This window comes from Nonomuraea sp. AD125B (assembly GCF_041402765.1).
Classification (GTDB): Bacteria; Actinomycetota; Actinomycetes; order Streptosporangiales; family Streptosporangiaceae; genus Nonomuraea; species Nonomuraea bangladeshensis.
Genome location: NZ_JBGLOU010000008.1, coordinates 303020 through 324727 on the forward strand (window position 1 = coordinate 303020; position 21708 = coordinate 324727).

Consider the following 21708-nt stretch of genomic DNA (forward strand, 5'->3'; position numbering starts at 1 on the left):
GCACGTCTTGTCAGTGGGCCCGATTACTCTTGGGTCACTGTGAGAGAGCGAAGCACACGAACCCCAGAGGTGATGCGGTGAGCACCTTCGCCGCGTCCCACCTGTCTCCTTCCTATCCCGACCGGGCCGCGTGGGGCACCGCTCCCAAGCTGCGCGCCTGGCAGCAGGAGGCGTTCGACCTCTACTTCCGGCGCGAGCCGCGTGACTTCCTCACCGTGGCGACGCCGGGCGCGGGCAAGACGACCTACGCCCTGCGCATCGCCAGCGAGCTCCTGTCCCGCGGGGTGATCAGGGCCGTCACCATCGTCACCCCGACCGAGCACCTCAAGCGTCAGTGGGCCGACGCCGCCGCGCGGGTCGGCATCGGCATCGACCCCGAGTTCAAGAACAGCCAGGGCACCACCTCGCGCGACTACACCGGCGTCGCGGTGACCTACGCGCAGGTCGCGATGCACCCGGCGCTGCACAGGGCGCGCACCGAGGCGCGCAAGACGCTGGTCATCTTCGACGAGATCCACCACGCGGGCGACGCCAAGTCGTGGGGCGACGGCGTGCGCGAGGCGTTCGAGCCGGCCGCCCGCCGCCTCCAGCTCACCGGCACCCCGTTCCGTTCCGACGACAACCCGATCCCCTTCGTCGCGTACGAGGAGGACGCCGAGGGCCTCAAGCGCAGCGTCGCCGACTACTCCTACGGCTACGGCCCCGCGCTCGACGACGGCGTCGTCCGCCCGGTGATCTTCCTCGCCTACAGCGGCGAGATGAAGTGGCGCACGCGGGCCGGCGACGAGCTGGCCGCCACCCTCGGCACCCCGCTCACGAAGGACCAGCTCTCCCAGGCGTGGCGGGCCGCGCTCGACCCCAAGGGCGACTGGATCCGCCAGGTCATGCAGGCCGCCGACCGGCGGCTGACCGAGGTGCGCCGGGGCGTCACCGACGCGGGCGGCCTGGTCATCGCCACCGATCACGAGACCGCCCGCGCCTACGCCAGGCACCTGCGCAACATCACCGGCGAGGGCGCCACCGTGGTCCTGTCCGACGATCCCGGCGCCTCGAAGAAGATCAAGCAGTTCGCGGCGTCGCAGGATCGGTGGCTGGTCGCCGTCCGGATGGTCTCGGAAGGCGTCGACATCCCGCGTCTGTGCGTGGGGGTCTACGCCACCTCCACCTCCACGCCGCTCTTCTTCGCGCAGGCGGTGGGGCGGTTCGTCCGCGCCCGCAAGCGCGGCGAGACGGCCTCGGTCTTCCTCCCCTCGGTGCCCATGCTCATGGGGCTGGCCAACGAGATGGAGGTCGAGCGCGACCACGTGCTCAACAAGCGGCCGCCGGAGGACGGGCTCGACGACTCGCTGCTGGAGCAGGCCAACCGCAAGCAGGACAATCCCGACGTCCTTGGCGACGAGCTGCCGTTCGAGACGATGGAGACCTCGGCCACGTTCGACCGGGTGCTCTTCGACGGCGGCGAGTTCGGCACCGGGGCCGCGATCGGCTCCGCCGAGGAGGAGGACTTCCTCGGTCTGCCCGGCCTGCTGGAGCCCGACCAGGTGGCCACCCTGCTGCGCAAGCGTCAGTCCGACCAGCAGGCGGCCAGGCGCAAGCAGGAATCGGCCGAGCCGGCCGCCCCGGCCCTGGCCCCGCACGAGCAGGTCGCCGAGCTGCGCCGCGAGCTCAACGGCCTCGTCGGCGCCTGGAACCACCGCACCGGGCAGCCGCACGGCGTCATCCACGCCGAGCTGCGCCGCGTCTGCGGCGGCCCGCCGATCGCGCAGGCGACGTCGGAGCAGATCCAGGAACGCATCGACATGATCCGCCGCTGGGCCACCCAACGCCGCTGACCTCCCGCAGTCCCGCAGGCCCTCGGTCAGCGGTAGCGGTTGTGGCCGAGGTGGCGGATCATGATGCGGCAGACCTCGGGGCGGCGTTCGCGGGTCCCGTCGGCGTGATAGACGACCTCCGTCGTGGCGACCGGCCCGTGGGGCCATTCGGCGTAGCCGCGGCGGCGGTACAACCGCTGCGCGTCGAGATTGTCCAGGTCCACGCCGAGGGCGACGCGGTCGTGGCCCTGGGCGTGCAGCCGCTCCTCGGCCGCCCACAGCAACTCGGTCCCGATGCCCTGGTTGCGGCGTGGCGCGGCCACCTCCAGGTGGGTGAGCAGCGCCACGCCGGGTAAGTGCGCGCGCAACTCGGGCTCCTCGGCGGGCGCCAGCCACACGTACACGTCGCCGACCGCCACCTCCCGCTCCCAGGCCACGAGGAGGAAGCCGTGCCCGGCGTCCTGCAGGGCCAGCCGGTCGTGGAAGTAGTGCTCCTGCCCAAGCGAGCGGACGAGGGGACTCAGGTCCGCACGGACGGCTTGGCGGATGTCGGGGGCGCCCACGGAAGCACACGTTCCCGGAGGGCGGTGCCACGAATCTTGCCGAAACCGGTCAACCCGCCACGGAACCGTACCAATGCAGTCCGCGCTCGCCGTCCTTCACCAGCCACTTGACCGCGTCCGCGGCGGCGAACTCCAGGTGCGGGAGCTCGTCGAGGTGCGCCGCCCAGCGCTCGCGGTCGACGGCCCACGCCTTCAGGTAGCCTGCGCACAGCTCCGGCTCGATGCGGCGCAGCCGGCCGAGCGCGGCGAGCAGGGAGTTCTCCATCGCGTGCCGGTTGTGCCGGGGCCCCGGGGGCAGGCGGCGTACCCGGCTCAGCACGTCCTCGACGAAGCGCTGCCGCCTGGCGAGGAAGTCCCTCCAGTACGCGGCGTCGGCCGCCGATCCCCATTCGGCCGTCGGATCCCCGTCCAGCAGCCAGTAGACGCCTTCGGCCAGCACATCGCCGAACTCCTGGTCGCGCGCCCGCACCGGCCGGTCGAACGGGTCGTACGGCCGCTGCCTGACCTGCCCGGCCACCGCGAGGCGGCGCAGTCTCCGCTCGCCCAGCAGGTAGAACCAGTCCTCGTTGTAGACGTTGGGGAAGAAGGAGGGCGTGCGCCCGGGATCGACGGCGACGGCCAGCGCGCCCCCTCCCACGAACGACTCCTGGTGCCCGCCGGTGAGGCGATGCGCGTGGCACACCACCGAGTTGTCCGGATAGCCGCCGATGTGCATGCCGACGACGTCGTACGTGTCGAGCAGCGCCGCGGCCCGTTCGACGTCCGCCTGGCGGCCCACTTCGATGTCGTCGTCCAGGAAGACGATCCGCCGCCAGCCGAGCAGCCGGGCCAGCAGCAGCCCGGTGTTCCGCTTGGCGCTGAGGTCGGTCGTCCGCGCGAACGGGGTGTCCCGCAGCACGGCCGTGGTCTCGAAGTCGGGCAGCCGCAGCCGGTCCACGTGGTCGACGTCGGCGCTGATGTAGCGCAGGCCGTCCGGCATGGCCCGGGCCGCCTCCCTGGCCCGGCTCCAGTTGCGGCTGTGCAGCGACACCAGGTGGCAGCCGAGGTCGAGGGCGAGCCGGGTCGCGTACGTCAGCCAGCGCGGATGCCGGATCGTCGGGACGATGATCGCGTCGATGGCGCCCCGGCCGTGCGCCGGCTCCTCGCCGGCTTCGAGAATGTCGATGAGGTGCCGGTGCGAGCCGTGGTGGTGCTCGCCGCCGCCGCGCGGCCTGTCATGCCTCACGGGCGTCCGGCCACTCGTGCAGCCGGTACGACTCCTGGGTCCAGTCGGGTGTGACCACGGCCCGGCCCTCGATCCTGACGCGCATGAGGATGCTGTAGGACTGCGCGTCGCCGAAGCGGTCGCGAAGGTAGGCGGCGTTGCGGTCGCGGAAGCGCGCGTCGGTGAGCGCGCGGACCGCGCCGTAGACGCCTCTGGCGTACATGCCGTTGCAGATGGTCAAGGTGCGCTCGTGGTTGTCCGGGTTGACGCCGCGGTAGAAGAAGGCGACGTCTTCGAGCAGTCGTACACTATCGCCGTTGCGCACGGTCACGGGGTGGTGCCTGCGCGTGTCGCCCCCTTCGCCGACCTCGAAGTACGGCCCCCGCTCGCCGTCCCAGTCGGACACCTGCCGCACCGGCAGGTCGGACATGCGGGCCAGCGTGGAAGCGGTGACCTCGTTGTAGTCGACGCCGCCGAGCAGCGCGACGTGCGTGGTCAGGTCGTCGGAGCGCAGGTCCTCGGTGGCGCGCAGGGTCACCTGGCTGTGCGGGTTGGCGGCCCGCAGATGCCCCCATAACTCAAACAAGGAGTCGAGGTCGGAGTATTTGTAGAGCTCGATGTAGTCGCCCTGGGTCGGGACGGCGAACGGGATCCTGGCCCGCTCCTCCTCCGGGACCTGCGAGCAGATGATCGTGATCGGCTCGCCCTCCGGGAAGTGCCAGGGGCCGGCCAGCAGGGCGTCACCGGTCCCGCCCGCACCGCCGCCCTCCGCCGCGACCTGGTGGCGAAGGGCCGCCTGGCGCAGCCGGGTCAGCTCGGCCAGCAGCTTCTTGTGCTCGTCCAGCTCGTCGGAGGTCAGCTCGGACAGCGACGGCACGCGGGCGACGCCGCCCGCGAGCGAGCGCCGGGTCGCGAAGAAGGCGGCGTACTTCTCCAAGCGGTGCAGGGGAGGGATCTTGGCCGTGGTGGCGGACTCCCAGGAGGAGATCAGCGGGACGCTGACCCCGAACGCCTCCCGCAGCTGCGCCTGGGTGACCCGCAGGTCCGGCCAGTGGCTGTCGCGGAGCTCACGCAGACGCCGGGCCAGCGCGGTCCGCGCGGAATCGTCGCCGCTCATGCCTGCCTCATTCAACTTCAGCAATTTCTAGTGAACATACACCTCACCGCGAAATCTGCAGAGAACTCGCAGCTAGGCCCAAACACGTGCGCTACGTAGGGAAACGTCGCGCACGAAAGACAACAGTCTAGCCAGACATCTCTCACCGATGGGAAGGAATGCCCGGCTTCAGCCAGGGAATCATTCAAGCAATAAGTTCGCGGTTAATAAACTGAAGTTAACTTAATGGAGGTGAGATGGTTCAGGCCGCGAGCTGACGACTCCTCCCACACCCCACCCCGGAGCGGCCCCCTCACCCAGTTTCTCGTCTCCGTACAGGGATCACCTCATGATGTTCTCGGCTTCCTCCCTTGTCCTGACCGCTCTCCAGACCGCCGGCAGCAGAGGCGTCTCCCTGCTGCTCCTGACCATGCTGATCACCTCCGTGGTGGCCGCCATCCGCTGGACGGCCCGGCGGACCCGGGTGCTGGTGGTGATCAGCGGCACCGCCGTCCTGCTCGTGTTCCTCGTCGTGCTGGTCCTCGCCTACCTCGTCGTCAGCGGGCTGACGTAAGAGGTGTCATTCGGCCGCCTCGCACCCGCCGGGTCTGAACCATACGCATTTGGCCACAGAGCAGTGACCTTCCGTTAGAGACCCGGCAGAAGCGGCAACAACTCTCTTGGCTCGCGTTGATGCGCAGAAGGACTCCCGCCCATGTCATATGAGGCCAACCGAAAATCGACGCTCAACGTCTCTTCCGGCCTCTCGCGCAACGCCGTGATCCTTCGGCTCGAAGGCGAGCTCGACGTCAACGCGGTGCCTCTGCTGCGGGAGCACCTGGAGCTCGTCTGGGAGCTGCCGCCGCCGCCGTTTCTCATCCTCGATCTCGCCGAGGTGCAGTTCTGCGACTCGATGGGCATGAACGAGCTCGTCGGCGTCATGCAGCGCTGCGAGGCCCGGGGCACCCGGCTGCTGCTCGGCGGGGTGCAGGGCGTGATGGCGCGGGTGTTGTCGATCACGGGGCTGCGGCACGCGTTCGAGGTGTTCGCGCAGTTCGACGACGCGCTGCGGCTCGCGGTCGCGGCTCCCTGACGTCGCTCAGCCGCGCGGCGGCGGGATGCGGCGGCCGTTGCGGCCGTCGACCGGGACGCGGGCGGCGTCCTTCGGCAGCGGCACCGTGACCGCCGCGATGCGGCCCTTGACGTGCACCGGCAGGGTGTAGGCGAGCCGCCCGCCGCCGGTCGGGGCGGCATGTCCGGTGTGCAGCCAGACCAGCAGCCGCCGGCCCTGCGAGCGCATCGCGACCTCCGCCGTGTCGCACTCGTGGCGCCGCGCCGCCCAGGTCAGCACGAGGCTCGTGCCCAGCCGGGCCGAGCGCGGGGTGGGGGCGCGCCCCGCGCAGGACGCCTCCGCCGGCGGGACGTCGTGGGCCACGACCGTGTGGTCGGGGGTCGCCTGCGGCGCGGCGAGCCGGCCCATGACGATCGTGCCGGCCTCCAGCAGCAGCAGGGTCACGATCGCGCCCGCTCGCTCCAGCGGACGGCCTCGGAACAGGAGCCAGAGGCTCAGCGGAGCGAGGAGCAGCCAGGCCGCCCCGAGTGAGAGGGCCAGCATGGGAAACCTTCGAGATAGAGGATCATGTGTCACTCTCCGTACTACTGCGGCTCCGGAGAGGGTTCATCCTCTTGATTATCACATGACCGCTGCGTTGCGAAGCGCGTACGCAACGTGAACAGCGGTTGCGGTCAGCCCGTAACGGGAGCCCCCGTCAGCGTGGCGCCCGCCCGCTCCAGCTCGGCCCTCGTGGCCTCGGTCGTCTCCGGCGACACCCCCGCCGTGAGGTCGAGCAGCACCCGCACGGTGAGCCCGTGCTTCACGGCGTCGAGCGCGGTCGCGCGCACGCAGTGGTCGGTGGCGATGCCGACGACGTCCACCTCGTCCACCCCGCGCTCGCGCAGCCAGTCGATCAGCGTGACGCCGTCGCCGCTCTCGCCCTCGAAGCCGCTGTAGGCCGCGGTGTACGCGCCCTTGCTGAAGACCTCCTCCACCGCCGAGACGTCGAACGACGGGTGGAAGTCGGCGCCCGGCGTGCCCGCCACGCAATGGGCGGGCCAGGAGGAGACGTAGTCGGGGGACTCGGCGAAGTGCTCGCCGGGGGAGACGTGGTAGTCGCGGGTGGCCACCACGTGGTCGTAGCCGTGCTCGCTCACGTGGCGGGTGATCGCCGCCGCCACGGCCGAACCGCCGGCCACGGGGAGACTGCCACCCTCGCAGAAGTCGTTCTGCACATCGACGATGATCAGCGCGGTGCCCATAAGAGCACGATACGTCACGCGAACTCGGTCGGGATGGCCGCGTACCCCCTGCCCAGGTGCAGGGCCTCCAGGGGGAGGGTGGAGACCGCGCGCCGGTGGCGCTCGCGGGCCTCGTCCAGGGACTCCCTGCCGATCACCTTGCCGTCGCGCACCAGGTCGCGCAGCAGGGGTATGCCGCCCGCGGGAGCAGGGCCGCCGGTGGTGATGAGCTCGGTCTCGATGTGCCCGGAGTCGTCGAGCAGCCGGTACGCGTCCTTGCGCCCGCCCCGCGACGGCTTGCCCACCGAGCGCTTGGCCACGGCCTCCAGATCGCCGCTCGCGGTCTCGCGCGCCACCAGCTTGTACACCAGCGCCGCCGTCGGCACCCCGGAGCCGGTCACCAGCGAGGTGCCGACGCCGTAACCGTCCACGGGGGCGGCGGCGAGGGCGGCGATGGCGTACTCGTCCAGGTCGGAGGTGACGAGGATGCGGGTGTCGAAGGCGCCGAGCGCGTCGAGCTGCCGGCGTACCTCCTGGGCCGCGGCGGCGAGGTCGCCGGAGTCGATGCGGACCGCGCCCAGCTCGGGCCCGGCCAGCTCGACCGCCGTGCGCACCGCCTCGGCCACGTCGTAGGTGTCCACCAGCAGGGTGGTGGCGGCGCCGAGCGAGGCGATCTGCGCCTCGAACGCCGCCCGCTCGCTGTCGTGCAGCAGCGTGAAGGCGTGGGCGGCGGTGCCCGCGGTGGGGATGCCGTACCGATGGCCGGCCATGAGGTTGGAGGTCGAGGCGAAGCCCGCGATGTAGGCCGCGCGGGCCGCCGCCACGGCCGCGTCCTCGTGCGTACGCCGCGAGCCCATCTCGATGAGGGGCCGCTCGCCGGCCGCGTTCGCCATGCGGGAGGCCGCCGAGGCGATCGCGCAGTCGTGGTTGAGTATCGACAGGATCAGCGTCTCCAGCAGCACGGCCTCGGCGAAGGTCCCCTCGACGACGAGGATGGGGGAGGCGGGGAAGTAGAGGTCGCCCTCCTGGTAGCCGCAGATGTTGCCGGTGAACCGGTAGTCGGCCAGGAACGCCAGGGTGGCCTCGTCGACGACCCGGTGATCGCGCAGGAAGGTGAGTTCCTCGTCACCGAAACGGAAGCGTTCGAGCTCGTCGAGGACACGCCCGGTGCCCGCGACGACTCCGTACCTGCGGCCGCCCGGCAGGTGGCGGGCGAACACCTCGAAGACCGCGCGCCGGTGCGCCGCGCCGCTGCGCAGGGCCGCCTGCAGCATCGTCAGCTCATAGTGATCTGTGAGCAACGCAGTGCTCATGGTCATTGTCACGACTCGAAGACTACGACTCAGATAGGGCAGACTTGCGGATGTGGGTACCACCGCTCCAATCGCCGTCGAGCGTCCGTCATCGGACGTCCGGCCCGATCTGCCCTGGGTAACCATCGTGTGGAACGACCCTGTCAACCTGATGTCCTACGTGACCTACGTCTTCCAGACGGTCTTCGGCTACACCAGGGAGAAGGCCGAAAAACTCATGCTGGACGTGCACCACAAGGGCAAGGCCGTGGTGTCCAGCGGCACGCGCGAAGAGATGGAGCGCGATGTGCAGATTCTCCACTCCTACGGCTTGTGGGCGACGCTCCAGCCGGATTCGGTCAAGTAGGGCGTATGACGCTCTCGACGCGCGTGAAGAGGTGCGGGTGAGTTCGGGGTTCTCGCCGGGGGAGGGCGGGCGGGTGGTCGCGCGGTTCGAGGCCGCGGAGATCTCCCTGCTGCGCTCGCTGGTGTCGATGATGCTCGGCCTCGTGCCGCCGGGGGAGACCAGCGACGATCCGCTGGAGCGGGCGCTCGGCATCGGCGGGGGCGAGGCGCCGTCGGACCCGGTGCTGGCGCGGCTGTTCCCCTCGGCGTACGAGGACGAGAAGGACGCCTCCGAGTTCCGCCGCTACACCGAGGCGACGCTGCGCGAGGGCAAGCGGGCCGACGCCCAGACCGTCCACGACACCGCCGCTCCCGGCCGCTTCGAGCTGACCCCGGAGCAGGCGCAGGCGTGGCTGCGCGCGCTCAACGACGTCCGCCTCACGCTCGGCACCAAGCTGGAGGTGACCGAGGAGGTGCACGACGAGATCGCGATGATGTCCGAGGACGACCCCCGCTACCCGGCGTACGTGACCTACGACTGGCTGACCTACCTCCAGGACAGCCTGGTCCGGGCCCTCTGGTAACTTCCGGGCCATGCTGTCGATCGCGCAGGAACTCGCTGACAAGATCGTCGCCCATGCCCGGGCCGACCATCCCGACGAGGCGTGCGGGGTGATCGCCGGCCGCAATGGTGTGCCCGAGCGGTTCATCCCGATGGAGAACGCCGAGCGTTCGCCGACCTTCTACCGCTTCGACTCCAAGGAACAGTTCCGCGTCTGGCGCGAGATGGACGACCGCGACGAGACGCCCGTCGTGATCTACCACTCGCACACGGCCACCGAGGCCTACCCGTCGCGCACCGACATCGCCTACGCCTCCGAGCCCGACACCCACTACGTGCTGGTCTCGACGCGCGAGGAGGGCGAGACGGAGTTCCGCTCCTTCCGCATCCTCGATGGGGTGGTAACGGAGGAAGAGGTAGAGTTCCTCCCATGATGGTCCGGCCTGTGCAGAGCTTCCTCTTCGCGCACACTCCGGCCGTCGTCGTCTACGACTGTCGCTGAGCGTGGAACACCTGCCACACCCTGGGCGTTGACGCCCGTTGGACGACGACAGACCACTCATGAGGAGACTGACCGCGATGGCCATCGAGGTTCGCATTCCGACGATCCTTCGCAACTACACCGACGGCGCGAAGGCCGTGAACGCCGAGGGCGCGACCCTGGACGAGCTGATCACCAACCTGGAGACCAACCACCCGGGCATCAAGAACCGCCTGGTGGACGAGGCCGGCGGCCTGCGCCGCTTCGTCAACGTCTACCTCAACGACGAGGACGTGCGCTTCCTCGGCGGGCTCGGCACCCCGGTGTCCGACGGTGACACGGTGACCGTCCTCCCCGCCGTCGCCGGCGGATGACATGCGTTTCGAATCGCTGATCGACTCGGTGGGCCGCACGCCGCTCGTCGGCCTGCCGAGGTTGTCGCCGTCCGATGACGTACGGATCTGGGCCAAGCTGGAGGACCGCAACCCGACCGGCTCCATCAAGGACCGGCCCGCGCTCTGGATGGTCGAGCAGGCCGAGAAGGACGGCCTGCTCACGCCCGGCTGCACGATCCTGGAGCCCACGAGCGGCAACACCGGCATCTCGCTCGCCATGTCGGCCAAGCTCAAGGGCTACAAGCTGATCTGCGTCATGCCGGAGAACACCTCGGAGGAGCGCCGCCAGCTCCTGCGCATGTGGGGCGCGGAGATCATCTCCTCGCCCGCCGCCGGCGGCTCCAACGAGGCGGTCCGCGTCGCCAAGCAGCTCGCCGCGGACAACCCGTCGTGGGTCATGCTCTACCAGTACGGCAACCCGGCCAACTGGCGCTCCCACTACGAGACCACGGGCCCCGAGATCCTCGCCGACCTGCCCACCGTCACGCACTTCGTGGCGGGGCTCGGCACCACGGGCACGCTCATGGGCGTCGGCCGCTTCCTGCGCGAGCGGGTGCCCGACGTGCGGATCGTGGCCGCCGAGCCGCGGTACGGCGAGCTGGTCTACGGCCTGCGCAACGTGGACGAGGGCTTCATCCCCGAGCTCTACGACGAGTCGGTGCTGACCACGCGCTTCTCGGTCGGCTCGGCCGACGCGCTGCGGCGCACCCGCGAGCTGCTGGCCGCCGAGGGCATCTTCGCCGGCGTCTCGACCGGGGCCGCGCTGCACGCCGCGCTCGGCGTGGCGAAGAAGGCGGTCCAGGCCGGCGAGCGGGCCGACGTCGTCTTCGTGGTGGCCGACGGCGGCTGGAAATACCTGTCCACGGGCGCCTACGAAGGCACCCTGGACGAGGCCGAGGAACGCCTCGAAGGCCAGCTCTGGGCCTGAGCGCACGAGAAAGGGCGGCCCCGAAGGGCCGCCCTTCATCACGCGAGGGTCAGTTGAACAGTACCCGGAGCGAGAACGTCGCCTCCGAGTCGGTCATCTTGCCGCTCAGCCCCACGGCCCGCAGCACCTGCAGGTTGGCCTTGTCGTCGCCGTCCATGGACTCCAGGTAGAGGCTCTCCACCTTGTCGAGGTCCACGAAGAGCGCGTAGTTGGCCTCGTCGCCGTCCGCGACCGCGGTCTTGTACGTCTCAGAGTCGCCGAGCGTGCCCTCCTCCGACAGCGACTTGGCGTAGGCGTCGCTGGTCGCCACCGTGAAGACGCCGTCGCCGGTGACCTTGGCGATCTTCGGGGCGGGCTGGCCGCTCGCCGTCATCGCCTGCTGCACCTTCTCGAAGACGGCCTGCGCCTTGGCCGGGTCGGTGGCGATGCGCACGCCCGCCTTGAGCTGGTCGCCGCTCAGGCCCTCGGAGTCGACCGCGACCGTGAGGTTCTTGCCGAGCAGCGTGGCGAGGTCGCCGGGCAGGCTGAGGCCGTACTTGGTCTTGGCCTGCTGGAGGAGCTGCGTGATCTCGGCCGAGCCGGTCGCCGTGGCCTGCTTCTCGATCTCCGCCCACTGCTTGGTGACCACCTGGTCGAGGCCGGAGATCGACAGGGCGCCCGCGGTGGAGGCGGGCAGCGTGCCGAGGTTCGCCTGCGGCAGGTCGCCCTCCGGCGTCATGCCCTTGGCCCCGCGCACGGTGCCGGCCAGCTCGACGTAGGAGCTGTCGAAGCGGAGCGCGCCGGCGAAGCGGGCGTCCTTGGCCTGCTCGACCGCCGCGCGCTGGTCGGCGGGGATCTCCTTGCCGGCCAGGTCGATGAGGCCGCCCATATCGGTCCAGAACGACAGCACGCCCTGCTCGCCGACGGCGCCCATGTCGTCGCTGAACTCGGCGTTGTCGGCCAGGCTGCCGTCGGCGCGCGCGTACTTGTCGGCCAGCGCCTGGGTCGGGGTGAGCAGGGCGTAGTCGTCGCGGAAGGCGATGCCGTACTTGTCGCCCTCCATCAGCTTGGCGATGCCGGCCTTGGCCTGCTCCTGGTCCTTGACCTGGACGGCCACCGCGAAGTCGGGCTCGTCCTTGCCCGAGGGCACGGCGGCGAAGCCGACCCTGCTGCCCAGCCACGGGTCGACGTCCTTGGCGAAGTCCAGCTTGCCGTCCGAGTCCTTGTTCAGCGTGTCGAACAGCGCCTTGCGCGGGTCCTCGCCGGAGAAGGCGTCCTTGGTGACCGTGAACTTCCTGGCGAGCTGGAACAGCGCCAGCTTCTGGTTGGCGGCGGGGTCCAGGTCGAGGCGGGCGTAGGCGATCGCGTTGGCGGGCAGGACGTCGGCCGGCTGCGTGCCGCCGCCGCCGAGCGCGCCCACGGCCCAGACCGCGCCGCCGCCGAGCACCACCACGGCGAGGGCCGCGGCGCCCGCGACGAGCCAGCTCTTGCGGCCCTTCTTCGGGGGCTGCGCGGGCGGCTGCTGTTGCTGCTGCCAGCCCTGCTGCTGGCCGTAGAGGTCCTGCTGGGCGTAGGCGCCCTGCTGGGCGTACTGGGGCTGGGTGTACTGGCCCGGCTGGCCGTACTGGGGCTGCTGCCCGTACTGCTGCTGGCCGGACTGGCCCTGGTGCCCGTACTGCTGCTGACCGTGTTGGGGGCCGTACTGGCCCTGTTGGATCTGCTCCTGCTGCCAGCCGCCCTGAGGAAGCTGCTGCTGGGGCGACGGCTGGCCCTGCTGTGGCGGATAGGGCTGGCCCTGGTTCCAGTTGTATGCCTGGGTGCGGTCAGGATCCTGCCCAGCACCGTAAGGGGGGTTATTCGCAGACATCACTTCACTCACAATGTGGACTTCTGGCCACATCGGAACATAGTGCCTGCTGCTTATCAGGCGCTTGCAGAACGCTGGATCCCGCCCTTACACGCGGTCAAGCTCGCCCTTCAAGACGCTGATGTGCACCTCGCCCCCGCCGTAGTCCTCCACGTGCGCCCAGGGGACGAACGCGCATCCGGCGTACAGCACCCGCGCGAGCGCCTTCGACACCCAGGGCGAACGCCCCTCGCGCTCGCGGGTGAGCCCGAGCAGGAGCGGGGCGCGGACCTGGGAGACCACGAGCCCGTAGACCGTGTGACTCTGCTGGAGCTCGCCCTTGTGCCGGACCACCCGGATGTCGACCACGTGCCCGACCCACACCCCGTTGGCGTCCCAGACGGCCTGGCCGATGAGATGGGTAACAGTTGCCATGATCAAACTGTCTCAGTCCGATCACGTTTCCCCAGGTAGGCGCGCGGATGTGGGGATGCCGTAGAGTATGGGGCGACTAGAACATAGTTCCAGACTTCACGGGTGAGGCGGATGACGAAGTTCGACGAGGCAACGCAGGCGATCAAGATCGACGACACCACGTACGACGTGTGCCTCGACACCGGCTACTCGATCGGCGGCCCGCTCAACGGCGGCTACCTCATGGCCGTGATCCTGCGCGCGGCGGTCGACGCCTCGCCGTTCGAGCACCCCGTGAGCACCACCGCGCAGTTCCTCAAGGCGCCCGTCCCCGGCCCCGCGCAGGTGCGGGTGGAGCCGCTGAAGGCGGGCCGGACGGCCGCGTTCGCCCGTGTCACGCTCGTCCAGGACGGCACGGCCAAGATCGAGGGACTGATCACCACCGCCACGCTCAGCGGCGCGACCCCCGACTACCAGGACGACGAGGTCCACCCCATGCCGCCCGTCGAGGACTGCCTCAGGCTCCCCGACCCCAAGCCCGAGTCCGGCATGACGCTGAACGCCCAGATGGACCTGCGCTTCGACCCGCCCACGATCGGCTGGCTCAAGGGCGAGCCGACCGGCCGCCCCGAGTCGCGCGCCTACTTCCGCATGGCCGAGCCGCAGGACCCGGACCCGTACGTGCTGGCGCTGGCCGTGGACGCCCTGCCCCCCGTGGTCTTCTCGGCCGGGGCGCGCGGCTGGGCGCCGACCGTGGACCTCACCTGGCACCTGCGCGCCCTGCCCGCCCCCGGCTGGCTCACGCTCATCGGCGGCGGCCGGATGATCTCCGACGGCTGGTTCGACGAGGAGGTCGAGGTGCGCGACTCCACCGGCCGCCTGGTCGCGCAGTCCCGCCAGCTCGCCCGGGTGGGCAGGGGCTGACCGGCGGCGAAGGGTACGGATGTGACCAAGGCGACATCGCATCCTGCTCACGAGTCGCACATGTGAGCATTCTTACGCAGTGTTGATCGCCCAGGTCGCCTACCCTCTGAAGCGTGCCGGACACGAGCATCGGGATATTCGACAGCGGGGTCGGCGGCCTGACGGTCGCCCGCGCGATCATCGACCAGCTTCCCCACGAGTCCATCACCTACGTGGCCGACACGGCCCGGCAGCCGTACGGGCCGAAGAGCATCCCCGAGGTCCGCGCCTGCGCGCTGGAGGTGATGGACCACCTCGTCGAGCTCGACGTCAAAATGCTGGTGATCGCGTGCAACAGCGCCAGCGCCGCCGTGCTCCGCGACGCCCGCGAGCGCTATGACGTGCCCGTCGTCGAGGTGATCCACCCCGCCACCAGGCGCGCCGTGCGCGCGACCCGCAACGGCAGGGTCGGCGTGATCGCCACCAGGGCCACCATCGAGTCCATGGCCTATCACGACGCCTTCACCGCGGCTCCCGACGTGCAGCTCACCGGCGTGGCCGCCCCACGCCTGGTGGAGTACGTCGAACGAGGCGAGACGATGAGCGGCGAGCTCATCGAGGTCGTACGCGACTACCTGGAGCCCGTCAGGGCCGCCGGGTGCGACACTCTCATCCTCGGCTGCACCCACTATCCGCTGCTCGCCGGCGCGATCTCGTACGTCGCCGGCGAGGAGGTCACGCTGGTCTCCAGCGCCGACGAGACGGCCAAGGACGTCTACCGGATCCTGCACGACCGCGGCCTGGCGTCAGGAGGCGGGACCACCCCCCGGCACCGCTTCCTCGCCACCGGCGACCCCCGGCTCTTCGCCCGCCTCGGGCGGCGGTTCCTGGGGCCCGAGATCGACGCGGTCGAAGTCGCACCCGTGGGGGGTACCACCGTGAACGGCCGCCCGGCCCGTCCGGCGCCCGCGCCGCTGGCCGCTCTCGGCGGCGGCTGGGGGGTGCTGGACGCCCGAGCCGCGCGGCCGAGCCGCGACGCCGCCGAGCGTCGCAACGAGAAGGAGCCCACATGAAGGTGACCGTCGTCGGCTGCTCCGGAAGCTACCCGGGCCCCGACAGCCCCGCGTCCTGCTACCTGCTCGAAGCCGACGGCTTCCGGCTGCTGCTCGACCTCGGCAGCGGGGCGCTCGGCGCGCTCCAGCGCCACATCGGGCTGTACGACGTGGACGCGATCTGCCTCTCCCACCTGCACGCCGACCACTGCCTGGACCTCTGCGGCTACCACGTCGCCCGCACCTACGGGCCGCGGGCGCCCTACCCGGTGCTGCCGGTGCACGCGCCGGCCGACGCGCCCGCCCGGCTGGCGGCCGCGTACGGCATGCCGGACGAGCCCGGCCTGGAGACGGCGTTCGACTTCGTGCCGCTGGAGCCGCGCAGCTTCGAGCTCGGCCCGTTCACGGTCACCGCGGGGCTGGTCAACCATCCCGTGGAGGCGTACGGCTTCCGGGTGGCCGCGAACGGTCGCGTGGTCGCGTACTCGGGCGACACCGGCGAGTGCGAGGAGCTGGTCACGCTGGCCAAGAACGCCGACCTGCTGCTGTGCGAGGCGTCGTTCGTCGAGCGGCCCGACCTGCCGGCCGGCCTGCACATGACCGGCCGCCAGGCCGCCGAGCACGCCGCCGCGGCCGGCGTCGGCCGGCTCGTCCTCACCCACCTCGTGCCGTGGAACGACCAGGCCGAGGTGCTCGCCGAGGCCGGCCGCGGCGGCTACGGCGGCCCGATCGAGCTGGCCCGCAGCGGCGCGGTCTACGACCTCGCCTGAACCTCGCCCGCCTCGTCGAACTCCCGCATCCGCGGCAGCGGCGAGAACAGCAGCGGCACGAACGCCAGCGCCCGGCCCGTCAGCAGGATCCACAGCGCCTGACGGACGCCGAGCTGCGCGGCGATGAGCCCGCCGAGCAGCGCGCCCACCGGCATCGTGCCCCACACCAGGAAGCGCACCGAGCCGTTGACCCGGCCGAGCAGGTGCTCGGGGGTCACGGTCTGCCGGTAGGTGAGCTGGCCGATGTTGCTCATCGCCGCCGCGTACGAGATCGCGAACGAGGTGACCGCGAAGAACGACGCCCGCCAGTCCGCCTGCGTCATCGGCAGCAGCAGGCAGAACGGCGGGACGATCACGGCGGCCAGCCAGGTCACCCGCGCCGCCCCCAGCCGCCGCGACAGCCGCCCCGCGCTCAGCCCGCCCACCATGCCGCCGACGCCGCCGGCGGTGAGCAGCGCGCCGAGCAGGCCGGGCTCCAGCCTGACCACGTCGGCGAGGAACAGCACCGACAGGCCGAGCACGCCGCTCACCGACAGGTTGGAGATGGCGGACGACGCCGTGAACATCCGCATCAGCCGGTCCTGCCACAGGAAGGCCAGCCCCTCGCGGATGCCCCGCAGCAGCGGCTCACGCCCGTCCGCCCGGCGCGGCTCGTCCGGCGTCCTGATGGTGGTCAGGAACAGCATCGAGGCGAGCGAGCCGAGCGCGGTGGCCGCGATCGTGCGCGAGGCGCCGACCAGCTCCACCAGCGCGCCCCCGATCGCGGGCCCGGACAGGAACGACGCCGCGCGCACGGTCTCCAGCTTCGCGTTGCCGTCGGCGAGCTGCGGTCCTCGTACGAGTCTCGGCAGGTACGTCTGGTCGGCCACGTCGTTGAACACCTGAGCGGTGCCCGCGAGCAGCGCGACCACGCATAACATCGGCATCGTCAGCACACCCAGCTCCGCCGCCACCGGAACGCTCCCGACCAGCACGAACCTGGCCAGGTCGGACGCCATCATCACGCGCCGCCTGCGCATCCGGTCGACCCACACCCCCGCGGGCAGGCCGATAACCAGATAGGCGGTGGTCTGCAACGCCGTGAGCAGGCCGACCTCGGCCGGCCCGGCATGCAACACGAGTACGGCCACCAGTGGAAGCGCGACCCGGGAGATGTTCGCCCCGAGTTCGCTGGCCAGATGTGAGCTGAGGAACCGGAGGAAGTCAGGGTTGCGCAACACCCCCGTTGTCATTGCGTAAGGATCCATGTGGCCGACACATTTGGTCAAGAGCGTCGTGGGGCGGAGATAGGGTGATCTGCATGTCCCGACAGGATGGCCGCAACCCTGACCAGCTCCGTCCCATCACGATCACCCGCAACTGGCTGGCGCATGCCGAAGGTTCGGTGCTGGTCGAGTTCGGTGGCACGCGGGTGCTCTGCGCGGCCTCCGTCCAGGACAGCGTGCCGCGTTGGCGGCGGGGCAGCGGCCAGGGCTGGGTCACGGCCGAATACGCGATGTTGCCGCGGGCGACCAACACCCGCAACGACCGCGAATCGGTCCGCGGCAAGATCGGCGGGCGCACCCACGAGATCTCCCGCCTGATCGGCCGCTCGCTGCGCGCCTGCGTCGACTACAAGGCGCTCGGGGAGAACTCGGTGCTGCTCGACTGCGACGTGCTGCAGGCCGACGGCGGCACCCGTACGGCCGCGATCACCGGCGCCTACGTCGCGCTGGCCGACGCTGTCGCCTGGATGCGCGAGCGCCGCATGTGCCCCGGCGACCCGCTGATCGGCTCGGTCTCCGCCGTCTCCGTCGGGGTGGTCGGCTCGGTGCCGATGCTCGACCTCTGCTACACCGAGGACGTCGCCGCCGAGACCGACATGAACGTCGTCATGACCGGCGAGGGCAGCTTCGTCGAGGTGCAGGGCACCGCCGAGGGCGCCCCGTTCGACCGCGCCCTGCTCGACCGGCTGCTCGACCTCGCCGTGGCCGGGTGCGAGGAGCTGACGCTCATCCAGCAGGAGGCCCTGGAGTCATGAGGATCGTCCTCGCCACCCGCAACCCCGGCAAGATCGCCGAGCTGCGCCGCATCCTGTCCGGCTTCGACATCGTCGGGCTGGAGGAGTTCCCCGAGATCGGCGACGTCGCCGAGACCGGCGTCACCTTCGAGGACAACGCCCTGCTCAAGGCGCACGCCGTCGCCCTGGGCTCGGGTCTGCCCGCCGTCGCCGACGACTCCGGGCTCTGCGTCGACGTGCTCAACGGCATGCCGGGCGTTTTCTCCGCCCGCTGGGCCGGGCGGCACGGCGACGACCGCGCCAACCTCGACCTGCTGCTCGCCCAGGTCTCCGACGTGCCCGACGACAAGCTGAGCGCCCACTTCGCGTGCGTCGCGGCGCTGGCGCTGCCGTCCGGCGAGCAGCGCGTGGTCGAGGGCACGCTGCCGGGGCACCTGGTGAGGACGCCGCGCGGCGAGCACGGCTTCGGCTACGACCCGATCTTCGTACCCGAGGGCGAGCAGCGCACGACCGCCGAGCTGGCCCCCGAGGAGAAGGACGCCATCAGCCACCGGGGGCGGGCCTTCCGGGCGCTCGCGCCGCTGGTGCGCGACCTGCTCGCCACCTGATCGTCTCTGCGCTGATCGGGATCGCCGCCGGCCCTGGCGTGAAGCGCGTCTGGGGCGTGAGGGGCCTCTGACCGGGCTCCTGTGATGTCACAGGCGGATGCGGGCGGCGATCGGCAGGTGGTCGCTGCCCGTCCTCGGCAGCGAGTGGATTTCGCTCACCGTCATCGCGCGGGCCAGGATCTGGTCGATGCGCGCCAGCGGGACGCGAGCCGGCCAGCTGAAGGCGAAATCGCTCGGCGGGGCCGTCATCAGCGAGAGGACTGGACGCAACCCGCGATCGTCGACGGTGCTGTTGAGGTCGCCCAGCAGCAGGACGCGGCCGAGCGGTTCGGCGGCCAGCACCGCGCCGAGCCGGCGGGCGCTCTCGTCCCGGCGTACGGCGTCGAACCCCTCCAGGCCGATGCGTACGGAGGGCAGGTGGGCGACGTAGACCACGATGTCGCCATGCGGGGTGCGGGCGACGGCGCGCAGCCCGCGGTTCCAGTCCGGGCCGACGCCGGGTGGGCGGATGTCCACCGGCGCGGCTTCCGCGAGGGGGTGGCGGGACCAGAGGCCGACGGTGCCGTGCACCGTCCGATACGGATAGTCGGCGCGCAGCGCGTCCTCCCAGGCCGGCAGGGCCGCCGGCAGGAGTTCCTCCAGGCCGATCACATCCGGCCGGGCCGCGATCAGCGTGCGCGCCGTGCCGGCCGGGTCGGCGTTCTCGTCACTGACGTTGTGCTGCACGGCAACCAGGTGAGGTGGCTGCTCCCCTCGGGGCAGCAGATGCCCGCCGAACTGGGTGAGCCAGGCGGCGAGCGGCAGCAGCGCGGCCAGCGCGCCCGCCGTGGAACGCCGCCACCAGGCCAGGCCGAGCAGCACGGGAACGGCCAGCGCCAGCCACGGCAGGAACGTCTCGACCAGGCTGCCGAGGCGCCCGACCCCGTTCGGCACCCACTGAGGGAAGGCCAGGACGGCGGCGACCAGCACGGCGACGGCGACCAGGACGACACGGAAGATCGGCACGCTGCGATCTTCGCAGGCTCCCGGCACTTCCGGCATCGCCTACGACAGCGACCGGAGCGCCACCGAGCGCGACGACACCGTGGTCAGAGTGCGTCCCGCATGATGACGAATGCCTCCGAGATGTCGGCGATCACATGGTCGGCCTGGTGGTTGTGATCCGGCCAGGTTCCCCGGTCGATCCAGATCGTGCGGAGCCCGGCGGCCTGCCCTCCTTCGACGTCGGCGACGAGGCTGTCGCCGACCATCCATCCGCCCTCGGCGAGGCCGGCCCCGCACCGCTGAGCGGCGATCTCGAACAGGCCGCGCTCCGGCTTCCGGATGCCCTCGGCTCCCGAAACGGCGTAGCCGTCGACCGCGTCGGCCAGACCGGTACGGCGCAGCTTGCCGAGCTGGTTGTCCGCCATGCCGTTGGTGACGATCCCCACCAGCCAGCCGGCGCTTCGCAGGTCGGCAACGCCTGCCAGGACGCCTGGATAGCACCGCACGAGGTGAGGCATGCGTTGCCGGTAGCCGGCCCATAGCTCCTCGACCGGCTCCGCCAACGCGAAGTGGTCGCGCACCCTGCTGAAGAAGATGTCGCGACGCGGGTGCGTTTCCCGATCCAGGGCGATCAGCCACGCCAGTCCCTCGGGGCCCAAGCGCCGTCGCTCTGCGAACTCCCTGGCCCAACTGCGGAACGCGGTGTCGAGGTCGACGAGGGTTCGGTCAAGGTCGAAGAGAGCGAGGCGCTGCACGCCGCCGATCTTATGCACGAGCGGCTCGACGACGACTTGTGGATGACTGACGGTAGTCGTATGGTGGCGGAAAGCATACGTCTAGTTGTAGGAGGACATCACATGGGCAAGCACAAGGGTGACGAGTCCAAGCTGAAGCCGTTCAAGCCGTCCGCGCCCGGCAAGAACGAAGGTGACAGTGACGGCGGCAAGGGAGGCTCGCACGGCGGCGGTCCGAAGAAGTGACACCTGACCTCGACCTGGCCATCGACGGCATGATCGACGCGATCAGCGAGACCCGCGCCCCGATCGCCGACGCGATCATCGACGCGCTGCGTGCCGTGCCGAGGCACCGGTTCGTCCCCCACGTAGGGGTCGCTCTGACCGAGGCCGGCCCCCGGCTCATCGACCGCGACAGCGACCCTGAAGCGTGGTGGGCGACCGTGTACGGGCCGTCCGCCATCGTGACGCAGCTCGACATGGGCGCGACGGACATCCGCGACGTGGAAGGCCGCTACACCTCCTCCAACTCCTCGCCGGGCACGGTGGTCGACCTGCTCACGCAACTCCACCCCGAGCCCGGACACCGTGTACTCGAAGTCGGCACCGGCACCGGATGGACGGCCGCGCTGCTGGCCCACCTCGTCGGCGACGCGTCCCGGGTCACGTCCGTCGAAGTGGACCCGGCCGTCGCCGAGCAGGCGGCGAAGAACCTCGCGGCGGCCGGCGTGCACCCGCACCTGATCGTGGGCGACGGCGCGGACGGCCGGCCGGAGGGCGCACCGTACGACCGCGTGCACGTGACCTGCGCGGTCCACACCGTTCCCTACGCCTGGGTCGAGCAGTGCCGCCCCGGCGCGGTCATCGTCACCCCGTACTCGCCCGGATTCGACTCCGACCACTGCCTGCGGCTGGTCACCACACCGGACGGCAGCGCCATCGGGAGACTCCCCTGCGACACCCGGTACATGATGATGCGTTCCCAAAGCGCCACCACCCCGGGCGACCCGGACGACGGCAGCGGCCGGCGGTTCACCACCGAGCTGGATCCCCGCACGATCACCTACGCGCCGGCGGGCGCTGATCTGGTGATCTCGGCCCTGACCGGGCTGCTCATGCGCCTGGACGACGACGACCGGATGTTCCTCCTCGACCCCGGCGACCCCGGACATTGGGGCGTCGCCATCTACGAGCCCGACGGCGAGTCATGGGTGTACGAGCTCGGCGACCGCCATCTCTGGGAGGAGGTGACCCGCGCGTACTTCCAGTGGGTGAGCCTGGGGGAGCCGGGGCTGGAGCGGTTCGGCATGTCCGTCGATCGTGAGGGGCAGCGGCTCTGGCTCGACACCCCCCGGACGCCCATCGGCCCTCGCCGGAGGCCGGCCTGCCAGGGGCTGGGGATCTCGTAACCATCGCGTAAGAACCGGGTGGTGGCCCAGGGCGTAGC

Annotated in this window: 26 protein-coding genes; 15 read left to right on the plus strand and 11 right to left on the minus strand. The window is 70.8% G+C overall.

All coding sequences use genetic code 11. The features are described from left to right. Positions 1 to 77: 77 nt before the first annotated feature. Entirely contained in the window at positions 78 to 1832 is a 1755-nt protein-coding gene (locus tag ACBR40_RS22975) for a DEAD/DEAH box helicase (protein WP_344209370.1), read from the plus strand. 26 nt (positions 1833 to 1858) lie between these two features. On the opposite strand, the gene ACBR40_RS22980 is transcribed toward ACBR40_RS22975, so the two are convergent. Genes ACBR40_RS22980 through ACBR40_RS22990 form a run of 3 tightly spaced genes read right to left on the minus strand, consistent with a single transcriptional unit; the run spans position 1859 to position 4695 of the window. Then, on the minus strand, positions 1859 to 2374 hold the full coding sequence (locus ACBR40_RS22980; protein ID WP_371250053.1) for a GNAT family N-acetyltransferase: 516 nt from the start codon (positions 2372 to 2374) through the stop codon (positions 1859 to 1861). A 49-nt stretch (positions 2375 to 2423) separates the two neighbouring features. Then, complete coding sequence (locus ACBR40_RS22985) at positions 2424 to 3599, minus strand: hypothetical protein (protein ID WP_371250054.1); 1176 nt, start codon at positions 3597 to 3599, stop codon at positions 2424 to 2426. Beyond that, positions 3589 to 4695, minus strand: coding sequence for a helix-turn-helix transcriptional regulator (locus ACBR40_RS22990; protein WP_344209364.1), 1107 nt, complete (start codon positions 4693 to 4695; stop codon positions 3589 to 3591). Before ACBR40_RS22990 ends, ACBR40_RS22985 begins: the two co-directional genes overlap by 11 nt. Before the next feature lie 328 nt (positions 4696 to 5023). Between ACBR40_RS22990 and ACBR40_RS22995 the strand changes: the two genes are divergently transcribed. Both ACBR40_RS22995 and ACBR40_RS23000 read left to right on the plus strand, forming a co-directional pair. Continuing rightward, the gene (locus tag ACBR40_RS22995) at positions 5024 to 5248 is read left to right on the plus strand and encodes a hypothetical protein (RefSeq protein ID WP_344209362.1); all 225 of its coding nucleotides are present in this window, start codon (positions 5024 to 5026) and stop codon (positions 5246 to 5248) included. A gap of 141 nt (positions 5249 to 5389) precedes the next feature. Next, positions 5390 to 5767 (plus strand): STAS domain-containing protein, encoded by a 378-nt coding sequence (locus ACBR40_RS23000; RefSeq protein ID WP_344209360.1) that lies wholly within the window; start codon positions 5390 to 5392, stop codon positions 5765 to 5767. Between the two features lie 6 nt (positions 5768 to 5773). On the opposite strand, the gene ACBR40_RS23005 is transcribed toward ACBR40_RS23000, so the two are convergent. The 3 genes from ACBR40_RS23005 to ACBR40_RS23015 all read right to left on the minus strand — a co-directional run bounded on the left by ACBR40_RS23005 (position 5774) and on the right by ACBR40_RS23015 (position 8288). Beyond that, on the minus strand, positions 5774 to 6289 hold the full coding sequence (locus ACBR40_RS23005) for a hypothetical protein (protein WP_371250055.1): 516 nt from the start codon (positions 6287 to 6289) through the stop codon (positions 5774 to 5776). A 131-nt stretch (positions 6290 to 6420) separates the two neighbouring features. Then, positions 6421 to 6990 (minus strand): isochorismatase family protein, encoded by a 570-nt coding sequence (locus tag ACBR40_RS23010; RefSeq protein ID WP_364448861.1) that lies wholly within the window; start codon positions 6988 to 6990, stop codon positions 6421 to 6423. A 14-nt stretch (positions 6991 to 7004) separates the two neighbouring features. Next, entirely contained in the window at positions 7005 to 8288 is a 1284-nt protein-coding gene (locus tag ACBR40_RS23015; protein ID WP_371250056.1) for a nicotinate phosphoribosyltransferase, read from the minus strand. A 46-nt stretch (positions 8289 to 8334) separates the two neighbouring features. Here ACBR40_RS23015 and clpS point away from each other — a divergent pair, with 46 nt between their 5' ends. The 5 genes from clpS (at position 8335) to ACBR40_RS23040 (ending at position 10972) form a co-directional block, all read left to right on the plus strand. Then, the gene (gene clpS, locus ACBR40_RS23020) at positions 8335 to 8628 is read left to right on the plus strand and encodes an ATP-dependent Clp protease adapter ClpS (RefSeq protein WP_026215058.1); all 294 of its coding nucleotides are present in this window, start codon (positions 8335 to 8337) and stop codon (positions 8626 to 8628) included. A gap of 37 nt (positions 8629 to 8665) precedes the next feature. Beyond that, positions 8666 to 9190 (plus strand): DUF2017 domain-containing protein, encoded by a 525-nt coding sequence (locus tag ACBR40_RS23025; RefSeq protein WP_329583991.1) that lies wholly within the window; start codon positions 8666 to 8668, stop codon positions 9188 to 9190. A 10-nt stretch (positions 9191 to 9200) separates the two neighbouring features. Further along, positions 9201 to 9602, plus strand: a complete 402-nt coding sequence (locus tag ACBR40_RS23030; protein ID WP_344209349.1) for a M67 family metallopeptidase — start codon at positions 9201 to 9203, stop codon at positions 9600 to 9602. 145 nt (positions 9603 to 9747) lie between these two features. Beyond that, on the plus strand, positions 9748 to 10023 hold the full coding sequence (locus ACBR40_RS23035; RefSeq protein WP_020546633.1) for a MoaD/ThiS family protein: 276 nt from the start codon (positions 9748 to 9750) through the stop codon (positions 10021 to 10023). Position 10024: 1 nt separating this feature from the next. Further along, the gene (locus ACBR40_RS23040; RefSeq protein ID WP_344209346.1) at positions 10025 to 10972 is read left to right on the plus strand and encodes a cysteine synthase; all 948 of its coding nucleotides are present in this window, start codon (positions 10025 to 10027) and stop codon (positions 10970 to 10972) included. A 49-nt stretch (positions 10973 to 11021) separates the two neighbouring features. Here the strand turns inward: ACBR40_RS23040 and ACBR40_RS23045 are convergent, their stop codons facing one another. After that, on the minus strand, positions 11022 to 12818 hold the full coding sequence (locus ACBR40_RS23045; protein ID WP_371250057.1) for a DUF3352 domain-containing protein: 1797 nt from the start codon (positions 12816 to 12818) through the stop codon (positions 11022 to 11024). An 87-nt stretch (positions 12819 to 12905) separates the two neighbouring features. Then, positions 12906 to 13232 (minus strand): hypothetical protein, encoded by a 327-nt coding sequence (locus tag ACBR40_RS23050; protein ID WP_344209342.1) that lies wholly within the window; start codon positions 13230 to 13232, stop codon positions 12906 to 12908. A gap of 111 nt (positions 13233 to 13343) precedes the next feature. Here ACBR40_RS23050 and ACBR40_RS23055 point away from each other — a divergent pair, with 111 nt between their 5' ends. From ACBR40_RS23055 to ACBR40_RS23065, 3 genes are all read left to right on the plus strand, one after another. Next, on the plus strand, positions 13344 to 14135 hold the full coding sequence (locus ACBR40_RS23055; protein ID WP_344209340.1) for a thioesterase family protein: 792 nt from the start codon (positions 13344 to 13346) through the stop codon (positions 14133 to 14135). A 113-nt stretch (positions 14136 to 14248) separates the two neighbouring features. Then, complete coding sequence (murI, locus tag ACBR40_RS23060; protein ID WP_344209338.1) at positions 14249 to 15187, plus strand: glutamate racemase; 939 nt, start codon at positions 14249 to 14251, stop codon at positions 15185 to 15187. Next, on the plus strand, positions 15184 to 15936 hold the full coding sequence (locus tag ACBR40_RS23065; RefSeq protein WP_329583981.1) for an MBL fold metallo-hydrolase: 753 nt from the start codon (positions 15184 to 15186) through the stop codon (positions 15934 to 15936). Before murI ends, ACBR40_RS23065 begins: the two co-directional genes overlap by 4 nt. Here the strand turns inward: ACBR40_RS23065 and ACBR40_RS23070 are convergent. Beyond that, the gene (locus tag ACBR40_RS23070) at positions 15921 to 17168 is read right to left on the minus strand and encodes an MFS transporter (protein WP_344209334.1); all 1248 of its coding nucleotides are present in this window, start codon (positions 17166 to 17168) and stop codon (positions 15921 to 15923) included. The two genes, ACBR40_RS23065 and ACBR40_RS23070, sit on opposite strands and share 16 nt — an antisense overlap. Before the next feature lie 68 nt (positions 17169 to 17236). Here ACBR40_RS23070 and rph point away from each other — a divergent pair, with 68 nt between their 5' ends. Both rph and rdgB read left to right on the plus strand, forming a co-directional pair. Further along, positions 17237 to 17956, plus strand: coding sequence for a ribonuclease PH (gene rph / locus ACBR40_RS23075; RefSeq protein WP_371250058.1), 720 nt, complete (start codon positions 17237 to 17239; stop codon positions 17954 to 17956). Continuing rightward, positions 17953 to 18543 (plus strand): RdgB/HAM1 family non-canonical purine NTP pyrophosphatase, encoded by a 591-nt coding sequence (gene rdgB, locus ACBR40_RS23080; protein ID WP_371250060.1) that lies wholly within the window; start codon positions 17953 to 17955, stop codon positions 18541 to 18543. The genes rph and rdgB overlap by 4 nt, the downstream gene beginning before the upstream one ends. A gap of 87 nt (positions 18544 to 18630) precedes the next feature. On the opposite strand, the gene ACBR40_RS23085 is transcribed toward rdgB, so the two are convergent. Continuing rightward, positions 18631 to 19548, minus strand: a complete 918-nt coding sequence (locus ACBR40_RS23085) for an endonuclease/exonuclease/phosphatase family protein (RefSeq protein ID WP_371250061.1) — start codon at positions 19546 to 19548, stop codon at positions 18631 to 18633. Between the two features lie 83 nt (positions 19549 to 19631). Beyond that, on the minus strand, positions 19632 to 20282 hold the full coding sequence (locus tag ACBR40_RS23090) for an HAD family hydrolase (protein ID WP_371250063.1): 651 nt from the start codon (positions 20280 to 20282) through the stop codon (positions 19632 to 19634). A 102-nt stretch (positions 20283 to 20384) separates the two neighbouring features. On the opposite strand from ACBR40_RS23090, the gene ACBR40_RS23095 reads away from it, so the two are divergent. Continuing rightward, positions 20385 to 20507: a hypothetical protein gene (locus ACBR40_RS23095; RefSeq protein WP_371250064.1), complete on the plus strand. Its 123-nt coding sequence runs from the start codon at positions 20385 to 20387 to the stop codon at positions 20505 to 20507. Further along, on the plus strand, positions 20504 to 21670 hold the full coding sequence (locus ACBR40_RS23100; RefSeq protein WP_371250065.1) for a methyltransferase domain-containing protein: 1167 nt from the start codon (positions 20504 to 20506) through the stop codon (positions 21668 to 21670). The genes ACBR40_RS23095 and ACBR40_RS23100 overlap by 4 nt, the downstream gene beginning before the upstream one ends. Positions 21671 to 21708 lie beyond the last annotated feature (38 nt).